Annotated in this window: 26 protein-coding genes; 20 read left to right on the top strand and 6 right to left on the bottom strand. The window is 41.8% G+C overall.

Translation table 11 applies throughout. The annotated features are described in order from the left end of the window. Positions 1 to 5: 5 nt before the first annotated feature. Together garR and NSQ52_RS18585 are read right to left on the bottom strand one after the other, a co-directional pair. Positions 6 to 899 carry a 2-hydroxy-3-oxopropionate reductase gene (garR, locus tag NSQ52_RS18590; RefSeq protein WP_159145248.1) on the bottom strand — a complete coding sequence of 298 codons (894 nt, stop codon included), beginning with the start codon at positions 897 to 899 and terminating at the stop codon, positions 6 to 8. 199 nt (positions 900 to 1,098) lie between these two features. Beyond that, entirely contained in the window at positions 1,099 to 1,956 is an 858-nt protein-coding gene (locus NSQ52_RS18585) for a MurR/RpiR family transcriptional regulator (RefSeq protein WP_024719230.1), read from the bottom strand. A gap of 161 nt (positions 1,957 to 2,117) precedes the next feature. Here NSQ52_RS18585 and NSQ52_RS18580 point away from each other — a divergent pair, with 161 nt between their 5' ends. After that, entirely contained in the window at positions 2,118 to 2,795 is a 678-nt protein-coding gene (locus tag NSQ52_RS18580; protein WP_045033745.1) for a DUF3298 and DUF4163 domain-containing protein, read from the top strand. Between the two features lie 79 nt (positions 2,796 to 2,874). Here NSQ52_RS18580 and NSQ52_RS18575 read toward each other — a convergent pair whose 3' ends face one another. Together NSQ52_RS18575 and pepT are read right to left on the bottom strand one after the other, a co-directional pair. Then, a complete protein-coding gene (locus tag NSQ52_RS18575; protein ID WP_008345664.1) occupies positions 2,875 to 3,054 on the bottom strand; it encodes a hypothetical protein in 180 nt (59 codons plus the stop codon). 288 nt (positions 3,055 to 3,342) lie between these two features. Continuing rightward, positions 3,343 to 4,575, bottom strand: a complete 1,233-nt coding sequence (gene pepT / locus NSQ52_RS18570; protein ID WP_024719540.1) for a peptidase T — start codon at positions 4,573 to 4,575, stop codon at positions 3,343 to 3,345. A 226-nt stretch (positions 4,576 to 4,801) separates the two neighbouring features. Between pepT and NSQ52_RS18565 the strand changes: the two genes are divergently transcribed. The 5 genes from NSQ52_RS18565 to NSQ52_RS18545 all read left to right on the top strand — a co-directional run bounded on the left by NSQ52_RS18565 (position 4,802) and on the right by NSQ52_RS18545 (position 8,198). Further along, a complete protein-coding gene (locus NSQ52_RS18565) occupies positions 4,802 to 5,125 on the top strand; it encodes a WXG100 family type VII secretion target (RefSeq protein ID WP_017358661.1) in 324 nt (107 codons plus the stop codon). Positions 5,126 to 5,129: 4 nt separating this feature from the next. After that, entirely contained in the window at positions 5,130 to 6,326 is a 1,197-nt protein-coding gene (locus tag NSQ52_RS18560) for a glycine zipper domain-containing protein (protein ID WP_017358662.1), read from the top strand. Between the two features lie 12 nt (positions 6,327 to 6,338). Beyond that, positions 6,339 to 7,097 (top strand): hypothetical protein, encoded by a 759-nt coding sequence (locus NSQ52_RS18555; protein WP_024719539.1) that lies wholly within the window; start codon positions 6,339 to 6,341, stop codon positions 7,095 to 7,097. A 21-nt stretch (positions 7,098 to 7,118) separates the two neighbouring features. Then, a complete protein-coding gene (locus NSQ52_RS18550; RefSeq protein ID WP_024719538.1) occupies positions 7,119 to 7,646 on the top strand; it encodes a YfjD family protein in 528 nt (175 codons plus the stop codon). 96 nt (positions 7,647 to 7,742) lie between these two features. Continuing rightward, on the top strand, positions 7,743 to 8,198 hold the full coding sequence (locus tag NSQ52_RS18545) for a helix-turn-helix transcriptional regulator (protein WP_041091561.1): 456 nt from the start codon (positions 7,743 to 7,745) through the stop codon (positions 8,196 to 8,198). Between the two features lie 51 nt (positions 8,199 to 8,249). Here NSQ52_RS18545 and NSQ52_RS18540 read toward each other — a convergent pair whose 3' ends face one another. Further along, the gene (locus tag NSQ52_RS18540; RefSeq protein ID WP_017368336.1) at positions 8,250 to 8,597 is read right to left on the bottom strand and encodes a helix-turn-helix transcriptional regulator; all 348 of its coding nucleotides are present in this window, start codon (positions 8,595 to 8,597) and stop codon (positions 8,250 to 8,252) included. A gap of 206 nt (positions 8,598 to 8,803) precedes the next feature. On the opposite strand from NSQ52_RS18540, the gene NSQ52_RS18535 reads away from it, so the two are divergent. The 6 genes from NSQ52_RS18535 (at position 8,804) to NSQ52_RS18510 (ending at position 14,527) form a co-directional block, all read left to right on the top strand. Next, entirely contained in the window at positions 8,804 to 9,793 is a 990-nt protein-coding gene (locus tag NSQ52_RS18535; protein WP_017358664.1) for an asparaginase, read from the top strand. A gap of 28 nt (positions 9,794 to 9,821) precedes the next feature. After that, positions 9,822 to 11,243, top strand: coding sequence for an aspartate ammonia-lyase (gene aspA / locus NSQ52_RS18530; protein WP_017368335.1), 1,422 nt, complete (start codon positions 9,822 to 9,824; stop codon positions 11,241 to 11,243). 143 nt (positions 11,244 to 11,386) lie between these two features. Then, the gene (gene nhaC / locus NSQ52_RS18525; protein WP_024719537.1) at positions 11,387 to 12,793 is read left to right on the top strand and encodes a Na+/H+ antiporter NhaC; all 1,407 of its coding nucleotides are present in this window, start codon (positions 11,387 to 11,389) and stop codon (positions 12,791 to 12,793) included. Positions 12,794 to 13,087: 294 nt separating this feature from the next. After that, on the top strand, positions 13,088 to 13,513 hold the full coding sequence (locus NSQ52_RS18520; protein WP_274660466.1) for a DUF5082 family protein: 426 nt from the start codon (positions 13,088 to 13,090) through the stop codon (positions 13,511 to 13,513). 37 nt (positions 13,514 to 13,550) lie between these two features. Continuing rightward, complete coding sequence (locus NSQ52_RS18515) at positions 13,551 to 13,817, top strand: YwqI/YxiC family protein (protein ID WP_008345634.1); 267 nt, start codon at positions 13,551 to 13,553, stop codon at positions 13,815 to 13,817. A gap of 284 nt (positions 13,818 to 14,101) precedes the next feature. After that, complete coding sequence (locus NSQ52_RS18510; RefSeq protein WP_342473746.1) at positions 14,102 to 14,527, top strand: DUF5082 family protein; 426 nt, start codon at positions 14,102 to 14,104, stop codon at positions 14,525 to 14,527. 46 nt (positions 14,528 to 14,573) lie between these two features. Here NSQ52_RS18510 and NSQ52_RS18505 read toward each other — a convergent pair whose 3' ends face one another. After that, the gene (locus NSQ52_RS18505) at positions 14,574 to 14,771 is read right to left on the bottom strand and encodes a hypothetical protein (RefSeq protein WP_203143845.1); all 198 of its coding nucleotides are present in this window, start codon (positions 14,769 to 14,771) and stop codon (positions 14,574 to 14,576) included. Between the two features lie 137 nt (positions 14,772 to 14,908). Between NSQ52_RS18505 and NSQ52_RS18500 the strand changes: the two genes are divergently transcribed. The 8 genes from NSQ52_RS18500 (at position 14,909) to NSQ52_RS18465 (ending at position 22,918) form a co-directional block, all read left to right on the top strand. After that, complete coding sequence (locus NSQ52_RS18500; protein ID WP_342473744.1) at positions 14,909 to 16,867, top strand: BglG family transcription antiterminator; 1,959 nt, start codon at positions 14,909 to 14,911, stop codon at positions 16,865 to 16,867. A gap of 89 nt (positions 16,868 to 16,956) precedes the next feature. Beyond that, positions 16,957 to 18,267, top strand: a complete 1,311-nt coding sequence (locus NSQ52_RS18495; RefSeq protein WP_024719533.1) for a PTS transporter subunit EIIC — start codon at positions 16,957 to 16,959, stop codon at positions 18,265 to 18,267. A 15-nt stretch (positions 18,268 to 18,282) separates the two neighbouring features. Continuing rightward, entirely contained in the window at positions 18,283 to 19,347 is a 1,065-nt protein-coding gene (locus NSQ52_RS18490; RefSeq protein ID WP_342473743.1) for a mannonate dehydratase, read from the top strand. Beyond that, on the top strand, positions 19,344 to 20,777 hold the full coding sequence (locus NSQ52_RS18485; RefSeq protein WP_342473741.1) for a glycoside hydrolase family 1 protein: 1,434 nt from the start codon (positions 19,344 to 19,346) through the stop codon (positions 20,775 to 20,777). Before NSQ52_RS18490 ends, NSQ52_RS18485 begins: the two co-directional genes overlap by 4 nt. A gap of 12 nt (positions 20,778 to 20,789) precedes the next feature. Beyond that, positions 20,790 to 21,113, top strand: a complete 324-nt coding sequence (locus NSQ52_RS18480) for a PTS sugar transporter subunit IIB (protein ID WP_008345616.1) — start codon at positions 20,790 to 20,792, stop codon at positions 21,111 to 21,113. A gap of 19 nt (positions 21,114 to 21,132) precedes the next feature. Then, positions 21,133 to 21,462 carry a PTS lactose/cellobiose transporter subunit IIA gene (locus tag NSQ52_RS18475; protein ID WP_008345614.1) on the top strand — a complete coding sequence of 110 codons (330 nt, stop codon included), beginning with the start codon at positions 21,133 to 21,135 and terminating at the stop codon, positions 21,460 to 21,462. A gap of 65 nt (positions 21,463 to 21,527) precedes the next feature. Further along, positions 21,528 to 22,382, top strand: coding sequence for a polysaccharide deacetylase family protein (locus NSQ52_RS18470; RefSeq protein ID WP_268356599.1), 855 nt, complete (start codon positions 21,528 to 21,530; stop codon positions 22,380 to 22,382). A gap of 170 nt (positions 22,383 to 22,552) precedes the next feature. Beyond that, positions 22,553 to 22,918 carry a VOC family protein gene (locus tag NSQ52_RS18465; protein WP_024719529.1) on the top strand — a complete coding sequence of 122 codons (366 nt, stop codon included), beginning with the start codon at positions 22,553 to 22,555 and terminating at the stop codon, positions 22,916 to 22,918. Positions 22,919 to 22,975 lie beyond the last annotated feature (57 nt).

The raw sequence follows: 22,975 nt of genomic DNA, 5'->3' as shown, positions 1-22,975 counted from the left end.
GAACCTCATCCTTTCTTCACTTCAACATGAGCCATTTTTTCGTAATATTGAACGATCCCACCGTGATCAAGTCCAGACTTTCCGTCCGCTTTGAGGGCGTGGAAGATTTCCAGCAGCTGACTAGAAAGCGGGAGAGGAACGCCGATATCGTGGGCAGTTTCCATGACATTGGTTAAATCCTTTAAGTTGATGTCAATACGTCCGCCAGGCTCAAAGTTTCGTTCTAAAATGAGAGGAACCTTCGCATCGAGTACAGCACTTCCTGCCAGTCCACCTCGGATGGCTTCATACATTTTATCAATCGCAATGCCAGACTTAGCGGCAAGGACGAGTGCCTCGGACATGGCAGCGATATTTAAGTTGACGATGATTTGATTCGCAAGCTTTGCGGTTGTCCCGCTTCCATTTGATCCAACTAATACGACATCTGTGCCCATGGCATAGAGGACATCCTTTACTTGTTCAAAAATCTCTTTTTCTCCGCCCGCCATAATCGCAAGTGTCCCGTCTATCGCCTTTGGCTCTCCGCCACTGACAGGAGCATCGATAAATTCGACCTGATGCTGTTTTGCCAGTGCCGCTAATGCTCTAGAAGTAACAGGTGAAATAGAGCTCATATCTATAATGATCGTGCCAGGTTTTGCTGTAGCCAATATGCCTTGTTCACCTGCTACGACTGCTTCTACATGCTCACCTTTTGGAAGCATCGTGATTATGATATCGCTTTCAGATGCTGCCTCAGCAGCTGATGCAGCGGCATTTGCGCCCAATTCTTTTAATGCTAGAACAGCTTCTGTATGAATATCGAAAACAGTCACAGTATGACCGGCTTTTAATAGATTGAGTGCCATAGGTTTCCCCATAATGCCTAATCCAATGAATCCAATTTGTTTTGCCATTTTGTCCGCCTCCTATTTAGAAACCCCTTACAAAAAGCGCTTTCTTTTCTTTTTGTTAGTATATATACTATCGATTTAAATTAATAGTAGGAAATAAACTATTGTTCATTTAATGTACATGACGAAATAGGAATGTGTCAACGGAAAATATGAGAAAAGTCACAAAAAAAGACCGGAAACAGCTCCGGTCTATGGTCGATTATGTTTTATTTTTAGCTACAGCTAATCGAGAACGTTTGACGTTGTCGATTGCATTTGATCCTAATTCTAAAACAGCTGTGACGTACAAAACATCAATAATCACAAGCTGATTAATACGAGAAATCATTGAGTCAGAACGATAGGTTGTTTCTCTCGATGAACTGAGCAGATGAAAGTCGGATTTCTTGGCGAGCTCTGATTTCGGATAGCTCGTAATCGAGGCGACCGTTGCACCTTTTTCCTTTGCAAATTGCACGGCATCAAGGATTTCTCTACTTTCCCCTGAATGTGAGATCGCGACGATAAAATCATGTTCCGTTGCATGTGTTGCAATCATATTCATCATATGAGGATCACTGCATAGACTCACTTCAAAGCCAAGCTGGAGAAACTTATGATAGGCATCTCCGGCAATAAAACTGGAGGCACCTGCTCCAAAGAAGACGGTTTTATGTGCCTGTTTCATTTGCTCAATAAATTGTGTCACAGCTTGGTCTTCTAAAATATGTTTCATATCCTGAATAGAGTTGGTTGTTAACTCTATGACCTTATGTTTAATATCTGCGACACTATCAGATGCTTCGATCTCACCGTATATGGATTGAGGTGTATTGGTCGCAATATCCTGCGCGACATGGACACGAAACACTTGATAGGACTCATAGCCAATTTTTCGCAGAAAACGAAAGATCGTCGTTTCACTTGTGTTGCATTCAGCAGCGAGTGCACTAATCGAATGAAGCACAACTTTCTGAGGGTTTTGTAAAATGTAATTGGCAATCTTTTTCTGGGTAGGGGACAAACTATGAAATGTTGTCCGGATATGACTAAAAATATTCTCTTCTATGATAAACACCACACTTCATCTAACATTCTATCTTAAGCATACAGGAACTTATGAAAACGGTAAACAAACCTCACATGAAAAATAAAGAATAATATGGAAGAAAACACTTCTTTTGGTTCTTTTGTCATGGTATACTCAATTGGTAATAGACAAAAATGGGGGTTTTTACTATGACAATGAAAAAAGGCCTAACGATCAGCCTGCTCATTTTTTCGCTGATTGTTTCGTTGTTTGCGCCAGTTGGATCTGCGGATGCCAAACAAGTGAAAAAAGCAAAAGTAAGTACACACTATTATAAAAAGAAAAAAACGTTTAAATATGCACAGGTGAAAAACCTTAGTAAAGCGCATATGAAAACCATCAATCGTGATTTAAAAGAAGATATTGCATTCTCTTATTCTACGTACTTGTTCTTAAAGGACGAAGCGAAAAAAGAAGGCATTGGGAAGATCACATACGAGAGATCGTTTAAAACGAAATTTAACAATGGGAAGAAACTAAGTATCCTAAACTATGATTACATGAATGACGGTAGCATGCACGGGGATACAATGGTTACGAGCATGAACTATGTGTTAACAAAGAAAAAAACAAAGCAACTGTACTTTACAGATGTGGTAAAAACAAAGAAAAAGCGTACAAAAGTAAGAGATTATATCTATAACTACACAAAGAAGCATAAAAGTAAATTCTATGCGAATCTGAAAAAAAGCGATATTCAAATCGGCTACGACACGCAGTACTACTTCACGAAAAAGGGAATCGCTGTTGTCTTCCAGCCATATGAAATTTCACCGTACTATGTAGGAATTCCTATGATTCAAGTACCTGCGAAGGTGTATAAATAAACAAGAGAAACGGCCATGAATTTGGTCGTTTTTTTATACATAAAAAGAGCCCCTGGTGACGAGGCTCTTCTTTTTACATTTATACTTGTTTGGGTGCATCGTTTAGTGGGTGACGGCGTTTGCCGTTGTAGTGGCGGCGCATACGAAAGATTTCAAACTCCGAAAGCTCTGCGCTTTTTCGTTTTTGGGTGCGGTTATCTTTTTTGAAAGAGAATAGTAAGTAGCAGCAAAGTGAAGCGATAATCAATAAAATCATCATATGACATTCCTCCAATTCATCCTATTCTTTAAGTGTAGACAGGGTGAGTGATGTTTATAACTGAAAATAGTTAGCAAATAGCGTTTAGTTCTAAAGGTTTATTCTTGCTGCTTTTTTAGGTCTAAAATACTGGTTGTTTTTAACTATTATATTTCCAGTTATTGCACTCGTCAAGAAGAATTTTTCTGGGGTTGTCTCTATTAGTACGATTAAGTGTCATGAAAGTTTCAGAAAATTGTAAACTTTTATTAAAAAACCGTTCCCGAACAGGAACGGTTGTAAACATGTTTATGCTTTTTCTTCAAATAAACGTGCAATTTCCACGATCACTTCTGACGCTTTTAGCATGTTCTCTACAGAGATGAATTCATATTTACCGTGGAAGTTTTCCCCGCCAGTAAAGATGTTTGGCGTTGGAAGTCCTTTATATGAAAGCTGTGAGCCATCTGTACCGCCGCGGATTGGTTCAATGACAGGTGTCACTGAGCGGTTTTCCATGGCTTCATGAGCGATGTCTACGATATGTTTGACTGGCTCAATTTTTTCTCTCATATTGTAATATTGATCCTGAATGCTAAGGGTGATGCTGTTTTCGCCGTAGACCGCTTTTAAGTCGTGTGCGATTTTTTCAAACAGTGCTTTGCGCTTGTTGAATTTCTCTTTATCAAAATCACGAATAATATATTGCAGCTCTGCTTCTTCTACTTCTCCTACAAACCTCGTGAGGTGGAAAAAGCCTTCGTATCCTTCTGTGTATTCTGGAGATTCATCTGAAGGAAGTTTGTTGTGAAAGAGCATGCCGATCTTTGCAGCACTGACCATTTTGTCTTTTGCTGTCCCTGGATGGACGTTGTTTCCTTTAATTGATACTTTTGCACCTGCGGCGTTGAAGCTTTCATATTGAAGCTCTCCTAGCGGGCCGCCGTCAATCGTATAAGCATAAGAAGCGCCAAAGGCATCAACATCGAATTTGTGAGGTCCTCTGCCGATCTCTTCATCTGGTGTGAAGGCGACACGAATTTTTCCATGCTTGATTTCTGGATGCTCAATCAGGTAATGCATGGCGGTCATAATTTCTGCGATACCTGCTTTGTTATCTGCACCAAGCAGGGTCGTGCCATCAGTCGTGATGAGCGTATGTCCTTGGTATTTTTGTAAATTTGGAAACTGTGCTGGAGATAATACGATATGTAGATCTTCGTTTAACGTGATGTCCCCGCCTTGATAGTTCTCATGAATCTGCGGTTTCACGTTCTTGCCAGTGAAGTCAGTGGCTGTGTCGATATGAGCTAGGAAGCCAATGGTTGGCACTTCTTTGTCTGTGTTAGATGGGATCGTGCCCATGACATAACCGTTTTCATCCATTGTCACTTCTTGAATGCCGATGGATTTCATCTCTTCAACAAGCTGCCTTGCTAGGTTCAGCTGTCCTTCAGTGGATGGGCAGCTCTCTATGTCTGCATCAGACTGTGTATCCACTTTTACATAACTTGTGAATCGCTGGATCATTTCCTCTTTCATCAATACGTCACTCCTTTTGTAGAATATGTTCATTTTATCATGTCTTGAATGCGCTTCATAACAAGAAAGGCTTTCTCTGACAATTAGAGAGGAAAAAGACCTACTTTTATTTTGCGATGTGCTGAATGGTTCTTTAGGGTGATTTTTTTGGGTGTCTTTTTATTTATAATGAGGACATATAAAATCATCCATTTGTACGTTAATTTGGGAGAAAGGGGTGCGAAAGTTGGATTCTAGTCAAACACTTGCACTCGCTCAAAAGTTCCAGGAAGCTGCTGATGGCATTCGGCAGTCGAAGCAGCTACTTGAGAATCGGCTGAAGGCAGTTGGATCAGGCTGGCAAGGGGAAGCAAGAGATAAATTTGATCAAAGCTTTGAGGAAACAGTGGCACGCTATGATCAATTTGAAAAGGACTTGCTTGAAACAAGTCAGGAACTGCGGGATGCTGCTGTCAAAATCGAGGAACGTAAAGCTGAAATCGCCAGAATGGAAGAGCTTGAGCGAAAAAGGCGAGAAGAACGGAGAGAAAGAAACCGAGAAGGGAGATGATGTGATGGCGCGTGACATTGTAGTAGATCCAGATCAGCTGACAGGGCTGGCGAATGATTTTGTAGGAGAGCTTTCGGCCATCGAAACAAAGCACCACGATTTACATAGTGAACTGGATGGCCTCATCCTAGGCTGTGATCCCCGTTATCGAAGCTGTTTTTCTGGAGTAGGAGATGCATGGGGTTCTGGACAAGCCTTAATGAGCAAATTGAGCAGTGACGACATTGCCATTCGTCATGCAACGGATAAAATGGTCGAAGCTGATGATATTTTAAGGAAAATGTACAGTCTGTATGATCAATATGGTACACTCACGAGCCTAGCTGGTATTGTGATGATGCAGGCAAAATACTATGGGCTTGGCATGACGACCTTTATTAAAGAAAATGGCCGCTATGCTGCGCAGCATTCAAAGCTCCTTCTTGATGTGACCGGACGGGTAGAAGGAACGAGATTTGACCGGTTGGCAAGGATTTGGCTGAGTAAAAAAGAATTATTAAAACGATCCAATTGGTCGATGGCTGACCTGGTCCATAAGAAATTTACGAAATTTTATCCTAGCGATACAGTTGCGTTCACGAACAGTGTACGTGATTTCACAAAAGGAAGTATCAATTGGAAGGACACGGCTGGCATCAAGTCTGTTCTGAAAAATGGTGCAAGGTTTGCGAAAGGAAATGCCATCATTGCAACGGTCGTCACGGGTGCAACAGAAACGGTTGGCTGCGGTCTGAAAATTGCGGAGAACTATGCGGAATTTGGGGATCAGCCAGAAGTTCTCAAGCGTGAAAATGCAAAGGCTGTTGGTAATGCAGTGAATAATACGGTCTTTATTGCAGGCGGATCTGTTGCAGGTGCCGTTGTGGGCGGCGCTCTTGGAAGCTTTGCAGGACCGATTGGAACAGTCGTTGGCGGAGCGATAGGATCAGCAGTAGGTGGCTTTATTGGTGAAAAAGTCGCCAAGCTTACTTCTGGTTTTGCAGAACAGGTCGCAGTGAAATTAAAAGACCCAATTCATGCGGTTGTCGATAAAGGAAAAAAAGCATTTGAACTGGCAGGTCAAGGTGTTAAAGCAGTCAATGACACCATTGATCAAGCAAATCAGGTGATACATAAAGGAATAGAAAAAACAAAAGAAACCGCAGATTCGCTGTTGAAAGGTGCAGGTGATTTCTTGAAGGGCGCATTTTCTTTTGGATAAGGAGAGATCAAGTTGGATCAGCTAAGTCTAAGTATCGAGGAACTCATCTTTAGTTTTTACAGTGAAGGCTATTTTGAGCAAGGGATGTCTTTAAAGGAAGCCTATTATCCAGATGTAGAGGATGAACGTCTTGGATTTTTATTTGAAATTGCATGTCGCTCTTTGCTGGCAAAAGACGTGCTGGAATTTCGAAATAGACAATACCGTTATAAAGAAAAATACCGGCATTTCATTCAAGCCATGAACGATGCATCACATACCGTGAAAGCTTCAAGGTTTGGTGCATTAGATGAAGAGGTCAGTACGTCCTTTCATACGACTCAGGCAGGTGTGTATTCACACCATACGCTTTATGATCAACAAGTGCATCAGATTCACAAACTAAAAGACGATCAGCAGACTGTGGAGCAAGTGACAACCTTTTTGAACATACACATGAGTGAACACCTCACACCAGTCATCAATTTGCAGGCAGAAGAATTTGAACTGCTGTTAGAACAAGCCAGTCAAGGGAATGATGATTGGCCTTCTTTTCTAAATAAAGCAGAGAACCAAGAGCTTGTGCGGGCATTTGTTTCTGATGTAAGGGTCAGAAAAGGAAAAATGGATTCTTTGATGAAGGTCACTTATGATAAAAATAATACGCCGGATGTAGTGTCTATGATATTTGTTATTCCGGGGCAGAAGCATTCTTGGCTAGTGTCGGGCATGAAGGAAAATGAATTTCGGATAGAGACGGCTCATAGGGACGGATTACGTTCTATATTCTAATGGAGAAAAGGAGAATGGCGCTTGAATCCAAGTGAAGTAATAGAAGTGAGGAGCAGACCCTTTCTAAGAGTATGGGCATTCTTAGCAACGGGCGGATTTGGCATCATCGGTATTTGGTTATTTTCAGAAGCTCTTACATTTGAATCGAATTATACGTTGTTTTTATTTTTAGGCGGATTATTAGGCATTGTCTATGGGTGGATCTCTTTTTTGATGATTCTTCCGGCTTTTACGAAGAGGGGAAATGTGATTTTTCGCATTCAGCGTGGAGAGAATGGCGCTGTTTTATACCGGCAACAAACAATCCCTTTTCAAGACATACAATCTATTGATATGCGCAGGCATCGTTACAGTATCAGGGGATTTCTGTTCATGGATGTGCTCATTCGGAAAATTGATGGGAAATTGATCAAGATTCCGGCGTACAGTATTTTAGATGAAGAAGTATTTGAGCAAACGGTGAAACAAAACATTTATCCATATTTACATGAGACCGCCCAAGAGAATTGGAAACAGCAGCATGGTCATGGTGAAAAGCAGAATCAATAGATGTTTTTGCCATCATTCCATGAGGTGAGACGCCACTTTTTTTAAGAAATCGTGTAAGATGTCAGTAAAGACTGAACAATCAAGAGGTGATGAGAGATGGACAAAGAAATGGTAATTGACCTCGTCACAGAACAAATGGCACGAATTCGAAAAGAAAAAGACTATACACAGGACCGCATGGCTGAGGTGCTTGGGCTAACCAAACGGCATTTGCAGCAGGTAGAAAAGAATCGTCTTCGCCTCAACTGGACGCAATCTGCGGCCGTATGTGCATTATTCAGGGATAGTGACATTTTAAAAGGGACACTTGGGGATGATCCGCTTGAGATTTTGGAAGTCGTCGCCCACGATGAATTGCATTTATCTGTTGAACGTACGATTGGCGGAAAGGTTTGGTGGCGGACGTCTGTGAGAAAAGGTACGTTTCGTCTCCAGCAAAATGTGCTAAGCCAGCATTACCGCATCTTAGATGATGAGAATTATCGCTATTATAGTTCCTTTAATAAAGAAGAAGCGAAGCGGCGGTTAGAGGAATTAAGTGAGCTGTCGTAAGCAGAAAAAGAGAGGTCCCTCTATGACAGGGACCTCTCTTTTTTGTGTTGTTTATACTTTCAGAGTGTTTTTCGCCCGAATAAAGGCAACAAGCTGTTTGATTTCTTCATCTGTTAGTGGAACGCCGTCTACATGGATGGTTCCTTCTTTTGCTTCCGTCAGCTCAATTTTGATATCAGAGATTTTGCGTTGTATCTCTGGCTCGTCCGTTCTACCAAGTAAAAAATCAATGGACGTATCATACAAATCAGCCAGCAGTTTCACTGCTTCAAGCGAAGGTCGTCGGTACCCAGATTCGTAACCGGCATAGGTGCTTTTGGCGATACCTAGGCGATCTGCCGTATGCTGGAGAGACCATTTTTTCTTTTTTCTAAGGGTGGTTAAACGATCGAGTATCATACATGAACGCTCCTTTATATACAACAACAGTATATCATATTTTGACAAAGAGTGTACGCGTTATGCGTAATAATTTCTTGATTAATTCGCGTTATGTGACTATAATGGCAATGAAGGTACGCGTAAAGCGTATATTATAGAATAGCACAAGCTGGCTTATAATATGTGTGACAAACGAAGTAATTTTACTGAAAGAGGTGGACCTGTTGAAGAAATTATTGCTTTTAACCACTGGTGGGACGATTGCATCTGTAGAAAGTGAAAATGGTTTAGCTCCAGGTGTTAAAGCTGAGGACCTTTTAAGCTATTTAAACGAAATTAATGCAGACTACACAATGGACACAAAGTCCCTAATGAGTATAGATAGTACCAATATGCAGCCTGAATACTGGGTTGATATCGCAACAGCCATTTATGAAAATTATGATCAATATGACGGATTTGTCGTCACACATGGTACGGACACAATGGCCTATACATCAGCAGCACTATCGTATATGCTGCAAAATCCTGATAAGCCAATTGTCATTACAGGATCACAAATCCCGATTACGTTTAAGAAAACAGATGCGAAGAAAAACATTACAGATGCGATTCGTTTTGCATGTGACGGTGTTGGCGGCGTATACGTCGTGTTTGATGGCAGAGTCATTCAAGGAACTCGCGCAATCAAACTAAGAACGAAAAGCTACGATGCATTTGAAAGTATTAACTACCCATATATTGCATCGATTGAAAATCATCAAATTGAATACAATAGCAAAGTAAAAAGATCATCAATGAAACCGCTTAAATTAGATGCATCCTTGAACACAGACGTTTGTTTACTAAAACTGCATCCAGGACTGAAGCCTGAGTTTTTAGATTCAATCAAAGGGTTGTACAAAGGAGTCGTCATTGAAAGCTACGGCAGCGGTGGAATTCCTTTCGAAGGAAGAAACCTTTTAGAAAAAATCAACGAATTGCTGGAAGAAGGCATTTCTGTTGTGATCACCACTCAGTGTCTCGAAGAAGGAGAAGACATGAGTGTGTATGAAGTAGGACGTAAAATCAATCAAGAACTGGTTGCTCGTTCAAGAAACATGAACACAGAAGCCATCGTGCCAAAGCTCATGTGGGCATTAGGTAAAACAACAGATCCACGAGAAGTGAAAAAGATTATGGAAACGCCAATCGCAGAAGATTTAGTGATTTAACTATTCTATAGAAAGCAGGTCATACGAGATGGTTCAAGCAACTTATCGTTACGAGAAGGATTTTCTAGGTGAAAAAGAAATTCCCGCAGACGTGTATTATGGTGTTCAAACGCTTCGTGCAAAAGAGAATTTCCCGATTACAGGATATCGCATGCATGAAGAACTCATTCGAGCATTTGCCATTGTCAAAAAAGCAGCAGCTCAAGCCAACATGGAAGTCGGACGTTTATATGAAGGAATTGGAAATGCGATCGTTCAAGCTTCAGATGAAGTCATTGAAGGCAAATTCCATGAATATTTCATCGTAGACCCGATTCAAGGCGGCGCAGGAACGTCTATGAATATGAATGCCAATGAGGTCATTGGAAACAGAGCCCTCGAGATCATGGGACATCAAAAGGGCGAATACATTCATTTAAGTCCAAACACACATGTGAACATGTCACAATCGACAAATGATTCGTTCCCAACGGCGATCCATATTGCAGTGCTCAAGCAGTTAGACATTTTACTTGAGACGATGCAGGCCATGCATGACGTATTTCAAAAGAAAGCAAAAGAATTCGATCATGTCATCAAAATGGGGCGTACTCATTTACAAGACGCTGTTCCGATCCGTTTAGGACAAGAGTTTGAAGCATACAGCCGTGTGCTGAGCCGAGATATTAAACGAATCAACCAATCAAAACAGCATTTATATGAAGTAAATATGGGTGCGACAGCTGTTGGGACAGGCCTCAATGCAGATCCTCGCTACATCGAAATCGTCGTGAAGAAGCTTGCTGATATTTCTGGACTGCCACTAGTAGGCGCAGAGCACCTCGTAGATGCGACGCAAAATACAGATGCATACACAGAAGTATCTGCTGCCTTAAAAGTATGCATGATGAACATGTCTAAAATTGCGAATGACCTTCGCTTAATGGCATCTGGCCCACGTGCAGGTCTTGCTGAGATTGCATTGCCAGCCCGTCAGCCGGGATCATCCATTATGCCTGGAAAAGTCAATCCAGTCATGGCAGAGCTCATTAACCAAATCGCATTCCAGGTCATTGGGAACGACCACACCATCTGTCTTGCTTCTGAAGCAGGCCAGCTTGAGTTAAATGTGATGGAGCCTGTTCTGGTCTTTAACTTGCTTCAATCTATTAGTATAATGAATAACGGATTCCGCTCATTCACAGATCACTGCTTAGCGGACATCGAAGCAAATGAAAAACGTTTGAAAGAATATGTCGAAAAAAGTGCAGGTGTCATTACTGCGGTAAACCCTCACTTAGGCTATGAAGCCGCGGCTAGAATCGCAAGGGAAGCCATTTTAACAGGACAATCGATCAGAGATCTTTGCCTGCAAAATGATGTGTTAACAGAAGAAGAACTTGATATTATTTTGAATCCTTACGAGATGACAAAGCCTGGCATTGCGGGTGCAGAGCTCCTAGAGCGATAATAATATCAAAAATTTTATTTTATTAATATGTGGAATTGCCTGTGAAATAGAGAAAAACAGGCAATTCACTTTCTTTCGAATTGACACACTTTTTTCACAATATTTTGAAAACGCTTAACGCACGCACAAAGGGAGGAAACAAAATGAAAACACCACGTCTACCGTCTATTTTAGAAGTCGTGTCTGTACTTGGCTTATTTTTAGCAATTGTTTTATCATTCACTCTTTACTTCAAACTAGATATTCAGCTAGCATTGTTCATCTCATGGTTTATGGTTATTGCTTTAGGGATTCGTTTAGGGCATTCATACAAAGATCTTCAAAATGCGATTACAAAAGGGATATCGAATGGTTTAGAGGCTGTTTTAATCTTAATTGCAGTAGGTGCACTTGTTGGTACATGGATTGCCGGCGGTGTTGTACCCACGTTAATTTATTACGGACTGGAATTTATTCATCCTAATATCTTCTTATTAGCTACACTGATTATCTGTTCTATTATGTCTGTTGCTACTGGTACGTCTTGGGGTACAGTTGGAACAGCAGGGATTGCGATGATTGCGATTGGTGAAGGATTGGGTATCCCATTACCGATCGTAGCTGGGGCTGTTTTATCTGGCGCTTATTTTGGTGATAAATTATCTCCTTTATCTGATAGTACTGTGCTCGCTTCCTCTCTTTCAAAAGTGGACGTGCTGGCGCATGTAAGAGCCATGATGGTCTTATCCATACCGGCCTTTGTGATTACGGCTATTATGTTTACAATTACTGGATTTATGTATGGTGGAAGAAATATTGATCAAGATAAAGTAGAGTTTTTGAAACAAGCATTGCAGGATACATTCACGATTAATATTTGGATGATCATTCCGGCAGTCATTGTTGTCCTATTACTTGTATTGAAAAAACCGTCAATGCCTGTTATCGCAATTGGTGCACTGCTTGGGGCAGTCTGGGCGATGGCATTCCAAGGAATGAACCCAGCTGATGCGCTTGGTACAGCTTATAACGGCTTCTCTATTAATTCAGATGTAGATTTCTTAAATACGCTGTTAAATCGTGGCGGTATTGTGAATATGCTTGGATCGCTAGTGGTCATTATTCTCGGACTTGGTTTTGGTGGCGTACTTGAATATCTCGGCGTCTTAAAAGTAATTGTCGCTACTTTCGAGAAGAAATTATATAATGCAGGAAATGTAACCCTATCTACACTTGTAGTAGCATTCTTTGCGAATATCTTTGGTTGTGCAATGTATGTCTCATTAATTCTTACACCAAAAATCATGGAAAAAAGCTATGACAAATTAAAATTAGACAGACGTGTGTTATCTAGAAACTCTGAGGTTGGTGGAACACTTACGTCTGGTATGGTTCCGTGGTCAGATAACGGAATTTACATGGCAGGGATTCTAGGCGTCTCGACATTCTCTTATTTACCATTTATGTGGCTGAGTTTTGTTGCCATTGGTCTTGCCATCATCTACGGATATACAGGGAAATTCATTTGGTACGTGAAAAATCAACAAGACTCAGAAGAATCGGCATCATAAGCCGCTGCAAAAGCCGCCCCTCCCCGGGCGGCTTTTGTTTGTCCTAGGACCGTAAGACTATGTGTGTTTCCAGAAGGGTGGTTGTGTATTTTGACCCCCTATAAAAGAGGGCTTAAGGTGTGGTATGAAGCAGATTGAAAGCATATTTATACCATAAAAAGGGCACAAATCCCTATTCAAACATGAGTCTTTGAACCTTATAATAACAATATTGGAAAAAGTGCGATTCACCATTACGCTCGTTTAGAGGGACTCTAAGCAGCGTTTTTATTTTTGACAGGAGGAGGAACCCATATGAGCTTATCGGATATGCTGTCTGCCCTTAACGGTGGCATTTCAAATAAAAAGGCAGAGATCGAAGAGAAAATTGCTCGACTCAAAAAGGCAAAAAGTAAGGTTGAACGTGAACAAGATGCGGCAGAAACAGATCTAAAACAAATCAAGCAGCCAAAGCTTGGGGCCTCTTGGAAAGGTGAGCGGAGCCAAGATTTCAAATCAGAGCGAAATGAAGCGCATGAAGCGCTGCAAACGATCGTAAGCGATAAATACCCACGCTACGTGAGCCGAATCGAATTCAAAATCAGTACACTAGAAGCAGAGCAGGCTGCCTTATCCTTTGCCAGCTCTTTAGCTGGAGATGCCGCACGTTTGGCTGAAAAAGGAGAAGACGCAGTAGAAGACGCAAAACGCTTGATCTCAAAAGCATGGAGCAGCTTGTAAGCGAGCTTCATGCTGAACAAATCTGGAGGATATCATAATGGGACAAATTAAGTTAAACTACCAAACAGTGATGGATAAACTAGATGAAGTCTCCCAAGCAGTTGAAGCTTTAACAATGAAAAAAGCAGCAGATAAAGCTGGTGAAAATAGCCTTGAATTTGTAACCAAATGGACGGCACGTGAAGCAGAGGTGGGCGAAATGGTCTCAAGCTTTAAAGAAGCCTTGATCAAAAACGTTCAGGATACACGCTCAAATGTGAAGACGCTAAAAGAACAGGATGAGGCAATTGCGGCAAAATCATAAGCCCTAATCGTTTTATTGATAGCGTAGCGGAGTATGATGTAAAATATAGTCTTAAAGACTCATATATAATTCGGGATTTATGACCCTAGATTATTCCGTTTTTCTTCCAAACACCATGTTAAAAGGACACCTTTTCCCTATTTAAGCCTAAGGCTTTTCACCTTATACTATACTTAATGAAAGCGAACGATAGAAATGTCAGGACTGGAAAAAGCAGATGATCTGCTCGGTTTCAAAAACGCTGACGCCGTGCTTTCTTATGAGGTCTAATAGAGGTGGATGACATGAGTTTATCCGAGATGCTGCACCATCTGCATATGGGGATTGAAAACAAACGTGCAGAATTTGACGAAATGATCTCTCGGTTAAAGACAGCCAAAAGTAATATTCGAACAGAACAAGATCTTGCGCAGTCTGACATAAAGGAAATCAAGAAGCCTGCTCTAGATTCGTCATGGAAAGGTGAGAGAGGAACGGACTTTCACCGTCATCGGAAAGAAGCCTATCACGTGCTGCACGACATTGTGAACAATAAGTATGAAACCTATATTACGGAGATAGACCAAAAGATTATGCACTTTGAGTTAAAAAAAATGGAACTCGCTGTCGCTAGTAATTTTGCAGGAAGAGCCCAAGATGTGATGGAAAAAGGCGAGGATTTTGCAAAGGATGTCAAACATTTAATTGAACGGGGCTGGAAAGCTCTTTAATAAAATAAACGAAACAGCCGGCTGAACAAGCGGCTGTTTTTTTGGTTTAGTCACATCCACCGCTACCACCAGAATCACCACCGCAGGAGGCATCAGAAGCGTGATGTGTATACGAATCAGTATAGTTACTGGTTGTTGAACTGTGATGTGCAGAATGCTTAGAAGATGAACGCTTATCTTTTGGTGTAAACATGTGGGCGGTAATGGCGCCTAAAGTAGCTAGTATGATGATGATAACAAACATGATGTATCCCTCCTCTTGTTTCATATTCATACGTTTGAGCCATAACAAAGTTCCCGGTCGGAAAGAAAAACTGGGCAAAGAGTTCTATTTTCGTTTATGATGATAGGCAAAAGTAATTGACCAAGGGAGGGGAGTCTATGTTATCTCTACGTCAGGAGGAGCTGTTGAGGCGGTTAATGCAGGCAGAGCAGGAGCTGACAGGTGAAGAAATTGCACGCCTGATAGGCGTCACATCACGAACAGTTCGAACAGATATGAAAGCGCTTAAATCAATATTAGAAGCACATGGGGCAACACTTCATATGAAACGTGGAGCCGGGTATACATTGACTGTCGAAGATTATGGAGCATTTCGTACTTTTTTGAAAAACTCAATGAGAGAAAGAAATGAAAAAAAGAATCAAGTTATTCCAAATCAGCCGGAGGATCGTATCTCTTATTTATTGAGAAGGCTTTTATTGTCCGAAGACTATATGAAATTAGATGAATTGGCCGAGGAATTATTTGTGAGTGAATCTACTGTGAAAAATGACCTGAAAGCAGTCAAGCATATTTTCTCTTTACATGGCCTCTCTGTTGCACACCGTCCTAAATATGGACTGAGGCTGACTGGAGATGAAATGAAATTAAGGTATTGTCTAGCTGAGCATGTGTTTCAGCAGGAGCATCCGAATCCTGCCCTTTTACCTGAAGAAACATATCAATTGATTCAAGATATGGTGCGTTCACGTACAAAGGCAAGCGGCCTTCATGTGTCAGAGATCGGTTTAAGCAACTTAGTGACACATATCGCCATTGCGTGCAAACGAATTGAAGAGAAAAAATTGGTCATGATGCCGGAAGGAGAACTCAAAGACATTCAAACACAGCCCGCTTTTCAAGTGGCGAGGCAAATGGCAGAAGATATGCGTCACGTACTCGGTATAGATTTTCCATTATCTGAAATGGCCTATATTGCGATTCATTTAATGGGGGCAAAAATGATGGCGTATGGAGAAACGGGCCACACGCTATTTCACATGCTTGATGAAGAGCATTTCCGTTTAACTCATCAATTACTTGGTTATGTCGAAGAGCACATGTCACTTGATATTCAGACAGACAAGGAATTGATTGTGGGACTAAGTCTTCACCTGAGATCAGCGATTCATCGGTTCCGATATGATATGAACATCCGTAACCCCTATTTATCAGACATAAAAAGGCATTATCCGATTGCTTTTGAAGCAGGTGTCTATATGGGAAGATGGCTGAAGGAAAAAGAGAATGTAGAGATTCATGAAGATGAAATCGGATATTTGGCGCTGCATATTGGTGCTGCCATAGAGCGGACAAAAACTCAGACTGTGAGAAAAAAATGCTTGATTGTGTGCGCAACGGGTGTCGCGAGCAGTCAGCTTCTTCTCCATAAGCTGAAGGCCGCCTTTAGCGAAAGGCTAGAGATTGCTGGAACTGCAAGTGTCAGTGACCTTTTGTCGTATGACTTGAGAAGTATCGATTTGATCATTAGTACCATCCCGCTTCAGAACACACTACCTGTGCCAGTGATTGATGTACATACGATCCTCAGTGAAGACGATATGTTGAGGCTGAAACGATTTGTGCAGGGGTCACAAGAAATGGGGGTCTTGCGATATATCAGTCCGAAGATGACTTTTTTTCAGCAAGATCTACAAACAAGGGAAGAGGTTCTTCAATTTTTCGTGAATGTATTGCAGGAACAAAACCGAATCCCAAATGATTTTGAACAGCTATTGCTGGAAAGAGAGGAAGTGTCACCTACGTCGTTCGGTCATTTGGTCGCGATCCCTCACCCAATCAAACCGGCAACAGAGGATACGTTTTGTGCGATCTGTACGTTGAGAAAACCAGTGCTGTGGGGCGACGATCGGGTACAGGTCGTCTGTTTGTTAAGTATACAGAAGACGTATCAGAAAGAATTGCAGTCACTCTATCAATTTCTTGTGCGTTTGACAGAGCAGAAGGAAGTGGTGGAGCAAATCATCAAAGCTGCTTCATTTGAAGAACTGACGGCGGCGCTGCACGTGTTGGAACAGCCAGATGAAAAAAAAGGACACCCATTTCCGCATCTGTGAGGAAAAAGATTAGATGTTAATGAAAGCGCTTTTAAAATAACATCAAAAAGGAGGATGATCACGAGTTTTTGTAAAGGGGGAGACGGATCATGAGCTTTAAAGAGAGAGCGGCCGACGTCATGGGACATGTCGCTTATCGTATTACAAATCAGAAATATATTATGGCGATTAAGCAAGCATTTGTCACATTAATGCCAATCATCATTACGGGGGCTTTTGCTGTACTGGTCGCAAATATGATCATGAGCCCGGAAACGGGGCTTGCCCATTTTGAGATATTCAGGTTTTTAGCAGAGCTTCAGCCAATTATGAAGGCAATCAATTATGCCACGCTGAACTTTTTAACGATCGGGGCTGTGTTCCTCATCGGGATTGAGCTCGGGAAAATCAATGGACATAAATCGTTATTCCCAGGATTAATGGCATTGATTTCATTTATATCCGTTATTCCGACGACACTTCTTCTTGAAGTCGATGGATCGATGCGTGAGGTTGTTGATGTGCTGGCGAGGCAATTCTCCGATCCAAAAAGCTTATTTTTGGGTATGATCATTGCCATCGTCTCTGTAGAGATTTTTTGTAAGCTTACCGAGGTGAAGTGGCTGCAAATTAAGATGCCAGATTCTGTTCCATCAAATGTGGCGACGTCTTTTTCTTCACTTTTCCCATCAATTATTACGATTACGATCATTAGTTCATTCGGGTTTGCGTTTCACCGTGTGACAGGCATTTATTTGCATGAAGCGGTGTATAACGTCGTGCAGCGTCCGCTTGAAAGCGTTGTGCAGGGACTGCCTGGTATTTTAACGTTAATGTTTGTGGCTCAATTTTTCTGGGTGATCGGTATTCATGGCAACCAAATGATTAAACCGATCCGCGAGCCGCTGTTATTAGGATCAATAGCAGTGAATATGACAGCATTTCAAGAGGGAAAAGAGATTCCAAATATTATCACGATGCCATTTTGGGATGTGTATATGAGCATTGGTGGCTCGGGTGTGACGATTGGTCTGTTGATCGCCATTTTTATAGCAGGAAGAAGGGAAGAGATGCGTAGCATTGCCAAGCTTTCATCAGGACCTGGACTGTTTAACATCAATGAACCAGTTATTTTCGGATTACCTGTCATGTTGAACCCTGTGATGGCGATCCCGTTTATCGTCACACCACTCGTGACAGGTACGATTGGTTATATCGCAACCGCTACAGGTTTTGCCGGGAAAGCGGTGGTGATGGTGCCGTGGACGACACCTCCGATTGTGAATGCTTGGCTGTCTACCGCTGGCAGTATGGGGGCTGTCATCACACAGCTCATCTGTATTGTTGTCGCTGTTTTCATCTATTTACCTTTTGTCCTCTTATCCAACCGGAAGCCAGAAGCAGCACCTGATTCAGAATAGAAGGAGGGCTCATGAATGAACATGCAATTTAGATGGTATGGCAAAGAAGATCCTGTCTCCCTTTCATATATTCGGCAAATTCCCGGCATGAAAGGGATTGTCAGTGCAGTCTATGATGTGCCGGCTGGTGATCTGTGGCCGGAGGAAAGTATTGCTCATTTAAAAGCGGAAATCGAACGTCACGATCTTGCTTTTGAAGTCGTAGAAAGTCTCCCGGTCCATGAAGATATTAAGCTGGGAAAGCCTAGCCGGGATGCTTATATCGAGCATTATCAAGAAAATATCCGGAGATTAGCAAGGCATGGTGTGAAAGTCATTTGTTATAACTTCATGCCAGTCCTTGATTGGACACGAACACAGCTCGATTTCCCACTAGCTGATCAATCGACGACCCTTGTTTATTTTCAGCATCAGCTTGAACAGATGGATATAGAAAAAGATCGACTTTCCTTACCAGGATGGGATACGTCTTATACGCAGGAAGAAATGAGAAAGTTGATGGCTGCATACAGGGCATTGGGTGCGGAAGGGTTGTTTGAGAACCTAGACTATTTCTTGGGAAATATCCTTCCAGTTGCAGCGGAAGAGAACATGAACATGGCACTGCATCCAGATGACCCTCCTTGGAACATATTTGGTCTGCCCCGCATTGTCAGTTGTGAAGAACAAATAGATCGTATCCTTCAGCTCGATGAACGCTCACAGCATGGACTGACCTTTTGTTCCGGTTCCCTAGGCTGTAATGCGAAAAATGATGTTCCTTCACTTGCGAGAAAGTATGCCAAAAAAGGGCGTATACACTTTGCTCATTTACGCAATGTCAATTTGTATGAAAACGGTGATTTTGAAGAGTCGGCACACCTGTCGTCAGCAGGCAGTCTCGATATGGGGGCGATTGTGAAAGCATTGTTTGAAGAAGGGTTTGCTGGCTATGTCCGGCCAGATCATGGAAGAATGATCTTTGGTGAGACGGGCAGACCTGGCTATGGATTATACGACCGGGCACTTGGGGCTATGTATTTACAAGGGATGTGGGAAGGACTTCAAATTCAAATGAAGAAAGGGCAGGTGGCAACATGAACAAAATCGACATACCCAATGACTTTATTCTAGGTGCTGCGGCTTCTGCTTGGCAGACGGAGGGTTGGAAAGGGAAGAAACCGCATCAGGATTCGTATATAGACCTTTGGTATAAGGAGGGGTATCACGTATGGCACGAAGGATACGGACCAGCAGGAGCAACGAATTTTTACGAGCGCTATCCTGAAGATGTAGCCCTTATGAAGGAAATTGGGTTATCTCATTACCGGACATCGATCAATTGGTCGAGGTTTCTCATAGATTACGAGAATGGAATTGTAGATGAGATCTATGCTCGTTATATTGATGATTTCATCAATGAATTACTTGAAGCAGGTGTAGAGCCAATGTTTTGCTTAGAGCATTATGAGCTTCCTGCCGTTTTGCTTGAAAAGTACGGCGGCTGGTCATCTAAACATGTTGTCGAGCTGTTTGTTCTCTATGCAGAAAAGGTGTTTGAACGCTATGGAGACCGGGTCAAATATTGGTTTACCTTTAATGAACCAATTGTTGTTCAGACTCGTGTGTATCTAGATGCTATTCGTTATCCTTTCGAGCAAAATACGAAGAAATGGATGCAGTGGAACTATCATAAAGCCTTGGCGACATCAAAAGTGGTGAAGCTTTTTCAGGAAATGGGCTTGAAGGAATCAGCCGGTGCAAAAATCGGGGTCATTCTCAATCCAGAAGTGACGTATGCGAGATCGACTGCTCCGCATGATCAAGAAGCGGCCCGCATGTATGATTTGTTTTTTAATCGCGTGTTCTTAGATCCCTCCATTAAAGGCGAGTATCCAGAAGAACTGCTTGATGTGTTGAAAAAGCATGACATTTTTTTCGATGCAACGGAAGAAGAGCTTCAGATCATTAAAGATCATACAGTCGATGTGGTCGGTCTTAATTTATACTATCCGCATCGCGTTAAGGCACCTAGCAAGGCTTGGAACGAAAATACACCGTTTCATCCATCTTATTATTACGATCTATTTGAGCTCCCAGGGAGAAAAATGAATCCATTCAGAGGCTGGGAAATCTATCCGAATATCGTCTATGATATGGGCATGAGAATAAAAGAAGAATACGGCAATATCGAGTGGTTTGTGGCTGAAAACGGTATGGGGGTCGAGCAGGAAGAGCGGTTTAAAAACGAAGACGGCATCATTGATGATCAGTACCGAATTTCATTTATCAGCCAGCATTTGAAAAAAGCCGTTCAAGCGAAAAAAGAAGGTTCAAACTGCAAGGGATATATGCTCTGGGCTTTTACGGATAATGTCTCGCCGATGAATGCATTCAAGAATCGCTACGGATTAGTAGAGATCCAACTGGAGAATGAAAGGAATCGTCAGATGAAAGCGTCAGGATACTGGTTCAAAACATTAATCCAAACGAGGAAATTAAGGGATGAACCAGATGTCATTTATCAATAGGAGTGATGGGATATGAAGCGAATCATTCTCGCTTGTGCAGCAGGAATGTCGACGTCGATTGTGGTATCTAAAATGAAGGCAGCCGCAGAAGGAAAAGGGCTGGATTATGAAATTTATGCGATACCTGAAGGGGCCATTGCGGACGAATTAGAAGAGCATGGGGACGATGTAAAGGTCATTTTGCTAGGACCGCAAGTTAGCTTTATGAGAAAGGCAGCAGAAAAAACAGCGGCACCTTATCATATACCTGTCGATGTGGTAAATGTAAGATTATATGGAACAGCGAATGGAGAAAAAATTCTAGAACATGCACTGAAACTAGCAAATGAATCTTGAGCAATCGGAGGAGAAGCAGATGACGGTATTAGAGGAAATGCAGGGAGCAGCCTTTCAAATCATTGCCCATGCAGGTGAGGCACGAAGCCATTATGTAGAAGCCATTCGTCTAGCAAGAGCGGATGACTTTGAAGCAGCACAGCAGTTGATTGAAAAAGGGGAGGAAGCGTTTCGAAGCATCCATGACCTGCACTTGTCGCTGATACAAAAAGAGGCGGCAGGGGAACAGCTTCCCTTTTCTTTACTGCTCATACATGCAGAAGACCAAATGCTCACAACAGAGACCATCCATCTGCTTGCCATTGAAATGATCGAAATGTGTAAAAAAATGAATACCCTGTCAAAATAGATATCAGTTATTAACCAATTTCTGTTATAATCATTCGGTAGATAAAGAGAAAGCAGGATTGGTGAATGAAAAAAACATGTATGTGGCTTGCAGTTGGTTTAGTCATGCTGCTCATTTCGGGCTGTATGGGTAAGAAACAGCAAACAGAAGGAAACCAGCAAGCCATCAAAGAGGTAAAGGGTCAAGTACAAACGAAAGAAACAACAGAAACGCAGCAAATTGAAGCGGCAGAGATAGACAAACAAAACTGGATTCAGCAAAAGGAACCCGTTGCGCTTCCAATCTTGATGTATCACAGTATTTCCAGCGGTAATTCGTTACGTGTGCCAAAAAGCGAATTTGCGGCTCATATGAAATGGCTGAAAGACAACGGCTATGTCACGCTGTCGCCGAAAGAGGCATATCAAGTTCTCGCGACCAATTCGACACCAAGTGAAAAGTATGTTCTTATCACATTTGACGATGGATATACGGATAACTACACAAAGGCATTTCCGATTTTAAAAGAATATGGAATGAAAGCCACGATTTTTATGATCGAGCAGTCCATTGGCCGTCCGCATCATTTAACCGATGCTCAAATGGATGATATGATGGCGCATGGTATTTCAATAGAGAGTCACACCATTCATCATTTAGAACTCAATCGTTTAACACAGAAGCAGCAGGAAGAAGAATTAAAAGGATCGAAGGTATTCTTTGACCAGCGTTTTTCTCAACAAACAATCATGGTCAGCTATCCGGTCGGTCGCTATAACGAAGACACACTGAAGCTGGCGAAGGAAGCAGGATATGAAATGGCTGTGACCACTGAACCAGGACATGCGAAAAAGGAACAAGGCATGATGTCCTTACACCGCCTGCGCATTTCACCGGGACTTTCACCCGAAAGCTTTGGCAGGCTGATAGAGGGAAATTGATCAATATTAGATCACAGATGTTTCACATGAAACATTTTACGACACGTTTCGTGGAGATGCTTTGTGGATCGACAACATCATAGGGCTTGAGTACATATCTAGATATATTCTTCAGACGTGATCGTCACACATAATGTTTTTTAAATGATGTGAAAAGGGAGAGAGCAAAGATGTCAAATTTTCTTGGAATTGATCATGTCCAGTTAGCTGCCCCAAAGGGGAGTGAAGAGAAGGCACGTTTGTTTTTTGGGGAGATTCTAGGAATGAAGGAAATACCTAAGCCTGTTCACCTAGCAAAACGTGGTGGTGTTTGGTTTCAGTGTGGCAATCAACAGCTTCACATTGGCATTGAAGATCAGTTTCAAGCAGCGAAAAAAGCTCATCCAGCTTTTCAAGTAAAAAAATTATCAAATTTAAAAGAGACATTAATGAAACATCATATTCTTATAAAGGAAGATCAGCCGTTAGATGGAGCCATCAGGTTTTATGTAGATGATCCATTTGGAAATCGAATTGAATTTTTAGAGAGACTGTAGAAAATAAATCTTGTGAGAAACAATAAGGATGTCGAGAAAATCTCGACATCCTTATTT

The sequence above is a fragment of the Bacillus sp. FSL W8-1141 genome (assembly GCF_038593205.1).
Taxonomy (GTDB): Bacteria; Bacillota; Bacilli; order Bacillales; family Bacillaceae; genus Bacillus; species Bacillus altitudinis.
The sequence above is the reverse complement of the archived record's forward strand: the minus strand, read 5'-3'. Positions and strand labels throughout refer to the sequence as shown.

Excerpts from the sequence above, each read along its gene's own strand:
- garR (WP_159145248.1), bottom strand. The coding sequence starts at position 899 with ATGGCAAAACAAATTGGATTCATTGGATTAGGCATTATGGGGAAACCT.
- NSQ52_RS18580 (WP_045033745.1), top strand. The coding sequence starts at position 2,118 with ATGACAATGAAAAAAGGCCTAACGATCAGCCTGCTCATTTTTTCGCTG.
- NSQ52_RS18575 (WP_008345664.1), bottom strand. The coding sequence starts at position 3,054 with ATGATGATTTTATTGATTATCGCTTCACTTTGCTGCTACTTACTATTC.
- pepT (WP_024719540.1), bottom strand. The coding sequence starts at position 4,575 with ATGAAAGAGGAAATGATCCAGCGATTCACAAGTTATGTAAAAGTGGAT.
- NSQ52_RS18560 (WP_017358662.1), top strand. The coding sequence starts at position 5,130 with ATGGCGCGTGACATTGTAGTAGATCCAGATCAGCTGACAGGGCTGGCG.
- NSQ52_RS18545 (WP_041091561.1), top strand. The coding sequence starts at position 7,743 with ATGGACAAAGAAATGGTAATTGACCTCGTCACAGAACAAATGGCACGA.
- NSQ52_RS18540 (WP_017368336.1), bottom strand. The coding sequence starts at position 8,597 with ATGATACTCGATCGTTTAACCACCCTTAGAAAAAAGAAAAAATGGTCT.
- aspA (WP_017368335.1), top strand. The coding sequence starts at position 9,822 with ATGGTTCAAGCAACTTATCGTTACGAGAAGGATTTTCTAGGTGAAAAA.
- nhaC (WP_024719537.1), top strand. The coding sequence starts at position 11,387 with ATGAAAACACCACGTCTACCGTCTATTTTAGAAGTCGTGTCTGTACTT.
- NSQ52_RS18520 (WP_274660466.1), top strand. The coding sequence starts at position 13,088 with ATGAGCTTATCGGATATGCTGTCTGCCCTTAACGGTGGCATTTCAAAT.
- NSQ52_RS18515 (WP_008345634.1), top strand. The coding sequence starts at position 13,551 with ATGGGACAAATTAAGTTAAACTACCAAACAGTGATGGATAAACTAGAT.
- NSQ52_RS18510 (WP_342473746.1), top strand. The coding sequence starts at position 14,102 with ATGAGTTTATCCGAGATGCTGCACCATCTGCATATGGGGATTGAAAAC.
- NSQ52_RS18505 (WP_203143845.1), bottom strand. The coding sequence starts at position 14,771 with ATGTTTGTTATCATCATCATACTAGCTACTTTAGGCGCCATTACCGCC.
- NSQ52_RS18500 (WP_342473744.1), top strand. The coding sequence starts at position 14,909 with ATGTTATCTCTACGTCAGGAGGAGCTGTTGAGGCGGTTAATGCAGGCA.
- NSQ52_RS18495 (WP_024719533.1), top strand. The coding sequence starts at position 16,957 with ATGAGCTTTAAAGAGAGAGCGGCCGACGTCATGGGACATGTCGCTTAT.
- NSQ52_RS18490 (WP_342473743.1), top strand. The coding sequence starts at position 18,283 with ATGAACATGCAATTTAGATGGTATGGCAAAGAAGATCCTGTCTCCCTT.
- NSQ52_RS18485 (WP_342473741.1), top strand. The coding sequence starts at position 19,344 with ATGAACAAAATCGACATACCCAATGACTTTATTCTAGGTGCTGCGGCT.
- NSQ52_RS18480 (WP_008345616.1), top strand. The coding sequence starts at position 20,790 with ATGAAGCGAATCATTCTCGCTTGTGCAGCAGGAATGTCGACGTCGATT.
- NSQ52_RS18475 (WP_008345614.1), top strand. The coding sequence starts at position 21,133 with ATGACGGTATTAGAGGAAATGCAGGGAGCAGCCTTTCAAATCATTGCC.
- NSQ52_RS18470 (WP_268356599.1), top strand. The coding sequence starts at position 21,528 with ATGAAAAAAACATGTATGTGGCTTGCAGTTGGTTTAGTCATGCTGCTC.
- NSQ52_RS18465 (WP_024719529.1), top strand. The coding sequence starts at position 22,553 with ATGTCAAATTTTCTTGGAATTGATCATGTCCAGTTAGCTGCCCCAAAG.